At 58.0% G+C, this 7771-nt stretch carries 5 protein-coding genes and 3 pseudogenes; 4 read left to right on the plus strand and 4 right to left on the minus strand.

What is annotated here, in order from left to right:
• Positions 1–209: 209 nt before the first annotated feature.
• A complete protein-coding gene (locus NKH01_RS34650) occupies positions 210–464 on the minus strand; it encodes an SDR family NAD(P)-dependent oxidoreductase (RefSeq protein WP_353024685.1) in 255 nt (84 codons plus the stop codon).
• A 415-nt stretch (positions 465–879) separates the two neighbouring features.
• Here NKH01_RS34650 and NKH01_RS35415 point away from each other — a divergent pair.
• Together NKH01_RS35415 and NKH01_RS34655 are read left to right on the plus strand one after the other, a co-directional pair.
• A pseudogene (locus NKH01_RS35415) lies at positions 880–957 on the plus strand (hypothetical protein); the annotation flags it as partial.
• Positions 958–986: 29 nt separating this feature from the next.
• Positions 987–1146 (plus strand): annotated as a pseudogene (locus tag NKH01_RS34655) (glutamate dehydrogenase); the annotation flags it as partial.
• A 104-nt stretch (positions 1147–1250) separates the two neighbouring features.
• Here NKH01_RS34655 and NKH01_RS34660 read toward each other — a convergent pair.
• Positions 1251–1958: a class I SAM-dependent DNA methyltransferase gene (locus NKH01_RS34660; protein ID WP_353024686.1), complete on the minus strand. Its 708-nt coding sequence runs from the start codon at positions 1956–1958 to the stop codon at positions 1251–1253.
• Between the two features lie 1102 nt (positions 1959–3060).
• Here NKH01_RS34660 and NKH01_RS34665 point away from each other — a divergent pair.
• Positions 3061–4227, plus strand: coding sequence for an amino acid kinase family protein (locus NKH01_RS34665; RefSeq protein ID WP_353024687.1), 1167 nt, complete (start codon positions 3061–3063; stop codon positions 4225–4227).
• Positions 4228–4825: 598 nt separating this feature from the next.
• A pseudogene (locus NKH01_RS34670) lies at positions 4826–5175 on the plus strand (transposase); the annotation flags it as partial.
• Positions 5176–5427: 252 nt separating this feature from the next.
• Here NKH01_RS34670 and NKH01_RS34675 read toward each other — a convergent pair.
• Both NKH01_RS34675 and NKH01_RS34680 read right to left on the minus strand, forming a co-directional pair.
• Positions 5428–6435, minus strand: a complete 1008-nt coding sequence (locus NKH01_RS34675; protein ID WP_353024688.1) for a D-alanine--D-alanine ligase family protein — start codon at positions 6433–6435, stop codon at positions 5428–5430.
• A gap of 34 nt (positions 6436–6469) precedes the next feature.
• A complete protein-coding gene (locus NKH01_RS34680; RefSeq protein ID WP_353024689.1) occupies positions 6470–7381 on the minus strand; it encodes a hypothetical protein in 912 nt (303 codons plus the stop codon).
• Between the last annotated feature and the right edge of the window lie 390 nt (positions 7382–7771).

The following is a 7771-nucleotide window of genomic DNA, read 5'->3' on the forward strand; positions in this document are numbered from 1 at the left end:
AGCGCGAAATGTACCGGGGTCTTTACAATAGTCTCGGAAGCGAGCATCAATATTCGCCCCGCCCGCGAGCGCCGCAGATACGGCAGGGAAGCCGTAACTAGATTTATCGAAGGTAAAAGCACGCGGTCAAAGGCATCGTCGAAATCCTTCGGCGTCATGGCCGATGGTGGCCCGGCAGAAACGCCACCGCAATTCGGTTACCAAGATGTCTATACACCGAAAATGCTCTGCTGTTTCTGCAACCCACCTGCCGCATCCGAGCAGTCAGTGACATCGGTTGCGCGTGCCAGCACTTCGGCGCCTTTGCTGTGCAACCGATCCACGGCTCTTTCTAGCCGCGCCGGATCCCGTCCACATATGGACAGGCGGCAGCCTTCGTTGGCTAACTCCTCAGCTGTGGCCAGACCTAAGCCGCTGGAGGCGGCCGCGACCATTGCTACCTTGCCGTCAAGCCGCAAATCCATTTTTTGCTCCCCAACTAACATCATCACGCGCTCTTGGCACCGTTGCAAACAGCCAAGCATGTACCGTGCCAAACGAACAACTCTTTTCGAAACAGCAGGATAGCTCTGCTGATAAAACTCTCGGTTTGCTAAAGCCGTACATGATGATGACATGTTCGGAATCCGACAACTCCGTCGTCCTTCCGATAGGTGACCCTCGGTGGCCTTTCGGTTCTGAAGACCCGCTGAGTAAGCAACTTAAACCTGCGACTTGCCGCTTGACCGCTACCAAGCCTCGCCATGCCAGTATCCCGAAACTGTCGAGCCGTTCGAATACCCAACCAAGGGCGATGTTTTGCGTTGCGTACAGCAGCATGGCTTCGTCTCCATGCTTGGCGGCACCATGCGTTAGGAAAGTCCGTCGACTAGGCCAACCGCCAGAGACGGCGTCTTTGAGGCTTGGTTCAGACATCAGAAAATAGGAACCATCGACCTCAATGCCTTGGGGCGATAGCAAAACTGTTCGCGATGTCCCGGTCCAAACACGCTGGGGGCGTGGTGGTAGAATGGGTGAAGAATCTGACCACAACTCTTTCGCTTGACGGAAAGGCGGCGGAGGGAGCGACGACACCAGACAATCGCCACTGCGCTCGAGCGGACGATAGGCAGGCCGTTTCCAGCCGATATGCGCGACGAATTCCTTTGAGGGGCAGTCGATCTCTTGCGCTCCCTTATGCCCGAGCCGTCCGGAATGAGCTTGATGCGGATCGGCTGTCAGTTTCTACAGCAAGATTTGCGGGAGCGTCGTCATGGCCTCAGCTCCTCTGGTACGCTGGTCTTCTCGGGCACTTGGAACACCCAATAGTGCGCGTCCTCCTCGGCGACGTATCTGCCGTCCCTTAGACACTGCGCCGGCATAAGGACGCCCTCATCCTGCAGATGCTGCACCTGGACTTCAAAGGATGTCGTCTCCGCATAGCTCTTGCGGGTGCTTGCAATGATGAAGCCGTTCGGGCGGGTGACGCGAGCCAGCTCGCGCAACCCATCCGGTCGGACGTGTCCTAGCGTGAGGACGCCGCAGCAGACCGTTAGATCGTAGGTCGCACTGGAGTAGTCGGAGAGCCGCCCGTTAAGGTCGACATGGCCTCTGGCATGGCGGTAGACGCCGGTTTGCCGGGCCTTTTCGGCCATCTCTTCGGAGAGATCAAAGCCGTCAATCAACCGGAAGCCAAGGCGTTCCAGTTCCACACCGACGAGCCCTGTTCCGCAGCCAGCGTCCAGGATTGCGATGGCATTTCGGTGCCCGGCCAAGTAGGCCGTCTGCACGGCACCTGCCAATTCCGCCACGATCATCGGCCCGCAGTACCCGACGCGGGCCTGATCCACATCGAAGGCACTCGCCCATCCGCGATATAAATGGGCCAACCGGCTGGGGTCGCCATCGAGGGCATGGGATTCCTTCATGCGCTCTCGTGCAGCTTGCTCCGGTGGTGTCTGCTGATCCAAGGTGTTCATAACAGTTACTCCGTGTAAGGGCAGATGGGTGCGGCAATGGATTCATGGGAGCGCAATGGCCGCAGCTGAACCACAAAGTGTTCCTTGCCGCTATGCTGAGCATGGTTGTTTGACCATGCGAATGCGCCTAGAAATAAGGCAATCAGGGCGACGTCCTCTAGCGGAACATATGTCCACTCCTCTCGGCTTGATCTGCCCGGCGGGTTGGTCAGCAATTCCTGACCTGGCTGCTGCCGGTCCTGCATCGACGCTCTGCATGACAATCTACCGACACTTCAAGATGGGTAGCAGAAAAAGAAGATTGGCATCCTCAAGAGCCACTGTACCAGCGACATGCAGGAGGAAAAAGGTGATTCTTGAGAATGTTACATTACATTTCCGTTACAATATTGAGATATAGCTCGTGTAATCTCCCGAAACGAAAATAAACCGACATACTTCGGTAACACCACAACCACCAGCCTTCCGCGTGACGACATTTTATTGGAAAGCAATCCGCAGGGGAGCCCGGCAGGAGACTAGCCTCGGTGCTGGTGGTACGCATTGGGGAGTTCGCTGAAGGGCGGCTTGGCATAGACTACCCTTTGATGGCGACGAGCCTCGGCGAGCAGGTAGACGAAGGCATCAGGCGTTGCGAGGTAGGCGACATCGCCGAAGAAGCAAGATCACGCAGGCCGAGATCGTAGACCAGGTACTCGCGCACGCAAAGCGGATCACTGACTGGTCAACTGGCGACCTTTGAACACCGGAACACTTCGAAATTTGTCGAGAGGCTTCGTGCCACGCGGCCGGTACCAAAACGTTGCAACACCGCCTTCAAGTAAGTTTACAGAATCTTTGCGACTGCCAAGCGCTGACAATGGTACCTTCGCCGCGAAGTCTGAGACCAGGCACGGATAAAAAGCTGATGACTGTTTTCAGCTCAGGCCGCCGCACAGCACGAAACCTCTGATCCCAAAAACCCATGGCAAGAAAAGCGCTCCGGATCAGGCGGCGAGAATGGCGGGTCTCAGAGCAGGCCCGGGTTGTCAAGTGAAGTGAGGATTTAACCCCTCGGGCATCATCGCACAGCTGCAATCCCAACAAACGCGACTGGTGGAACATGAACGCGACGGTTCTGAAATTCGGCGGCTCTTCTTTTCTGCATCCCAAAGACTACGGTCGAGTTGCTGGGCACATAGCCGACCGACTGGCGGCTGGCAAAAACAAAATCGTTGCGGTGGTCAGCGCGATGTCGGGCACCACTGGCAACTTGAAAGCAGTCATGCTCAACGTCAACAACCAAGCATCACCATCGAACCTCGATGCGGCACTCGCAACCGGAGAGATGCTCAGTACCTGCCTCTTGGAGGCCGCCGTCAGCCGGTTAGGGATTCCCGTAATGTCCCTGAACGCCTATTCCCTCGGGATACGTACAAATTCAGACTTCGGTCGCGCGTCAATAGACAGCGTAGATCCTAAGCCAACTATTGCAGCGTTTCAGGAGCATGACGTCGTCATTGCTGCGGGCGCCCAGGCAATTGACCAGTCTGGCAGGTTAACGATGCTCGGCAGAAACAGCTCTGATCTGACAGCTGTCGTAATCGCGGCCATGTTGGGGGAGCACGCTTGCGAAATCTACTCGGATGTTCCGGGCATCTATACAGCAGACCCTTGTCTTGTCCCAGGAGCACAACTGATTCCGGAGATTGCCTATCGGACGATCCTACAGATGTCGCGACATGGCGCAAAGGTACTGCACCACAGGGCGGTGGACTACGCCGAAAAGCACGGGGTCACCATTGTTTGCAAATCGCTCACCAGCGACGGAGCCGTCGCGGGCACTTTTGTAACAGGCCATGGAAACGCCTGTTCCGTGACAGTGGCTCGCGACGCCCCAGTGTTATCGTGCGCCAGCCTTCAAGAATGCGACAACCTTTGCGCGCTTTTTGCTCGACACGAGATCAACGCGATCCGGGTGGAGGACAGCCACGGCGTGGGCATATGCATTCTAAGCGACATCGATTTTGCCCTGCGGCTTGTCGCGCGCACGAACACTAGCTCCGTCCCCATTGGATCAAGGTCCGCGGTGACAGAGCTTGATTCTTCCGCTTTGCGAGTGCACTTGCACAGCGATTATGAACGCGCCATTTCCCTGGCGCGCCAAATCCACGAACGAATGTATCCTGCAGCGGTTAGCGAACCGTTTGGGTCGAGGATGGCTGGACAGCCCTCGGCCTATAGTTCGCTGCTCTTTCGCGCAAATAATACGCCGGGAAATCCGCGGTAATCCTTCGGTCATACGGCTCCATTCAACTCTGGATGCCTCTTCATATTGCAAACTGGTCCCCTCGAGCTACCTGCATTTCGGCGTGCGGAGGCTACGGTTCCGTCGTTGAGGGTGATGCTGTGTTGGCGGCGGCGGCGTTTTTGCGCCGCCTTAGCGGTGATGCGCCGTCATGCGGGCGCAGTTCGCCCCTCGTGCCAGATAATGTCGGGACCTGCTGGCTGGCGGGTGCCTGCCGGCTACGCCGTTGTGCATGCAGCAGCGCGAACCATGCTCGCCGAAGACCACATAGATCAAGATGCGCGCGCCGGAGTTCTTTTTCAGGTTTCCACCAACCGATCGGCAGGATGCGGCCCATTCGCAATGGTCGGGGAAGCGTGACCGAGCAGTGATAGTCCATGTTGACGTCAGTGACATAGACGTTGTGCAGCTTCCCGGCCACGAACTTGCGTATCGTTTCTCCTCTCTCGATCGACGGCGCGCGCGTTTATTGCTGGACACGATCCGTATTGGCACGTGATCGCCGAGGCCGATAATGTTCGCGCTCGTCGATTGCATCATATGAAGCCAGCCCAACTCGGCCGCCGTTGCCACAAGGGAAAGCCTTCTCGGGTTCGACAGACAAGACAGCGTGTTCCTGAACGAGACTGATACGCGATTACTGTCTGGATGCCGGCAACGAGTTCACCCGCTGCCGCCCTTACCGCAAGAACGATCAGGCGTTCGTCGAGCAGAAGAACGGCGCCGTGGGTGCAGCGCAGTGTCGGGTATCGTCGGCTGGAGGGGCTTGAAGCCGCTGCAGCCCTTGCGCAGCTCTATTCGACGGTTCGGCTGTTCGTGAACTTCTTCCAGCCCTCATTCAAGCTGGCGGAAAAGGCGCGTGACGGCGCCCGAGTGCGCAAGCGCTATCACCTTCCGGCGACACCCTGCCAGCGCTTGATGGAACCCGCAGCAGGGCAGCTAACGGTGCCTGGCAGGGCGGTAGGTGAGCGCCTTGCCGCTCTGCGCGTCGGTGTTCTCCTCCTCATCTCACATTTTCGATCCAACGGTAAACAGGCCCTTCCCAACCGAGGACTCGTATACGAGCAATTGATCACTCGGAGGTGATCGCCCGGATCGCGGAAGTCCTGAGAGTGCCTCTTCGTCATCTTGTTAATCTGAGTTCGGAGCCCTGGGCTCATGAAGGCCGGCCCACTGCCGCACCTAGGGGATGCCGATTCCGAAACACCGGCTGTGGGCAACATTGAGGATGCGATTGACCAAGCTTGAGAAGCTGTGTCCGGCGGTCGTTGCGGCTGTGACATAACTGGAGCTTATAGTGAGCCCTGGAATCGAGTTAATCTCTAGGACAAACGGCTGGCCGGAGCGATCGATCCGGCAATCGACGCGGGCATAGTCCCGGCAGTGGCAGGCACGGAAGGTCGCAACCGAAATCTCCCGTAACATTGTCTTAAGCCCACTCTCGACTTGCGCCGGGCAAATCTGCGGCACCGCTGCGGCCGCAAGGTATTTCGCATCCCAATTCATAACACGCGTTTCGCGCTCGCCGAAGTCCCTCTCCACTAGAGGCAATATCTCGAGCTCCCCATTTCCGAGCAGCGCAACCAAGATTTCCCGCCCCTCGATGTATTCTTCCACTAACGCATCCTGCGCATACTGCGTGACAATCATTTCTACGGCCTGACTCAACTTAGAATGTTCATGAACGAGCTGCAATCCGAAGCTGCAGTCTTCCCGGCGTGGCTTCACTACCACTGGGAATCGCAGGTCGTTGGTACTCTCGGTTCCGCGACGCATCACGCGAAAATTCGGCGTCGGCACGCCCTGATCCCGGATGAGCATTTTGGTAATGATCTTGTCGCACGTCAGCCCAATCCCGAGCGGGCTAGATCCAGTGTATGGAACACCGGCCATCTCAAGCATGGCAGGAACGTGGGTTGCACGCATTTCACCCTGAATTCCCTCCGCTAAGTTGAAGACGATTCCCGAGGGGCGGCCTTGCGGATCAGGTGGCATGAACCGCTCGAGCCTGGCGAGCAGTCCTTTGTCGCCTTCACACAACAGCGTCTCGTGGCCGCCCTCTTGCAGTGCCGCCACCACGTTTTCTACCGCGTCGCAATGCGGCCAAGCCTGGGGCGGCTGCGGATAAGGGTGACCGAACCGGTTGATTACACCATTAAAATCACCGTTCGTCACGATAGCTACTCGCATGAGTTCCTCCTTTGATGTTTGCCTGCTGTCATCTTCATTCCCTCTGATTTGATCGCTTATAGGAACAGTTTTCTGGATCCCCCTCGTGCCCACCGCTACGGCCGGCCAAGGCGAGCGGGCTTTTCCTGCTCCTGCCGTCAGAAATAGCGATCTTTTCTTTTGCAGGCGGCCCCCACCAGCACAGTTCTGGGAACCGCAGGAGGAGGTCCAACGCACTTGGCAAGTCGTCAACGTCAGGACGACCGGAGCCACCAACCACCGTCGCGAAGCCGGCAGAGCGTTTCGCTTCCATCTCGGCCGAGCACGTTTGTGAAATCTTCGGAGGCCAAGCGCAGGGCGAGGACTGGAACAACGTAATCTGACGGAGCGAGCCAATCGCCTGCCAGCGGACGGCGCTGCCAAAGGGCGTAGTAGTAGGTCCGCATACTGCACCGGCAACGGCGTCAGCCGGTCCGCGCGCCCCCCTTGCCGCAGCGTGGAGCTCGCGGAGTTCGCGTTTCATGATCTTGCGCGACCAGCCATCCGAGACCCGGTGGTGCATGGTCGTCCGCCGACAGGCGCCAGTCGCCCGCGGATTGGCGGTCCCGGCTTCCAGGTCGAACGCGGCCCGCGCCTCGTGGCGCATCAGCTCCGCAAGCGTCGCCTCCATATCCGCTGCCGCCGTCAGATCGACCCGTTTCAGCGGTAGGCGGACGTCGGCCGGCCCGATTCGCTGGAACAGTTCGCCGCGAGGCTGAAGCCCCATCTGGATTGAGAGGCCTCGCTGCGGCCCCACAGACGGGAAAGGAAACAAAGCTGGGCGAACGACAGCCGCACCCGCGCCGCACTCGACAAAGCATCCATCGGCGGGACAGCACTCAACAGTGCAGTATCGCATTGCTTGGATCATTTGAGCAAGTTTCATATGGACCTCGTCGCCCGGAGACCGCCAGATCACAAACTTCATAATGATCCTCCGCGGTGTCGCTGCAATCGGCGAGCCAACGAAGAGGTTGTGACAGTAAGGGGGCAAAACCATGTGTACGCGCCGCGGCGCGGAATACTTGCGCGTCAGTGTGTCAGGTTCCGAACACAGACCGTCGACCGGACACAACTGAACACTCAAACGAGATCAAAGGCGACCGTTATCTCTCGGTATATCGTCGAGCAGACCTTCACGTACGCTCAATCCTGATGGCGCGCCCTAGCTGACAGCCAGGCCTACCCCTGCATTGTCGCCCGGTTCCATTTGTCAAGCGAAGTGAGGATTTGACCCCTGGGGCGAAACGAAGGACTGACCCCCTCATTGCTTTGCAGTTTCGTTCGTGTCGGGCGTCGTTCCGGCCTTCTGCAATAG

It is taken from the genome of Mesorhizobium sp. M1403 (assembly GCF_040317695.1).
In the GTDB taxonomy this organism is placed as follows: Bacteria; Pseudomonadota; Alphaproteobacteria; order Rhizobiales; family Rhizobiaceae; genus Mesorhizobium.

Bases quoted from the DNA above. Each gene is read 5' to 3' on its own strand.
- NKH01_RS34650 (WP_353024685.1), bottom strand. From the start codon at position 464: ATGGATTTGCGGCTTGACGGCAAGGTAGCAATGGTCGCGGCCGCCTCC.
- NKH01_RS34660 (WP_353024686.1), bottom strand. From the start codon at position 1,958: ATGAACACCTTGGATCAGCAGACACCACCGGAGCAAGCTGCACGAGAG.
- NKH01_RS34665 (WP_353024687.1), top strand. From the start codon at position 3,061: ATGAACGCGACGGTTCTGAAATTCGGCGGCTCTTCTTTTCTGCATCCC.
- NKH01_RS34675 (WP_353024688.1), bottom strand. From the start codon at position 6,435: ATGCGAGTAGCTATCGTGACGAACGGTGATTTTAATGGTGTAATCAAC.
- NKH01_RS34680 (WP_353024689.1), bottom strand. From the start codon at position 7,381: ATGAAGTTTGTGATCTGGCGGTCTCCGGGCGACGAGGTCCATATGAAA.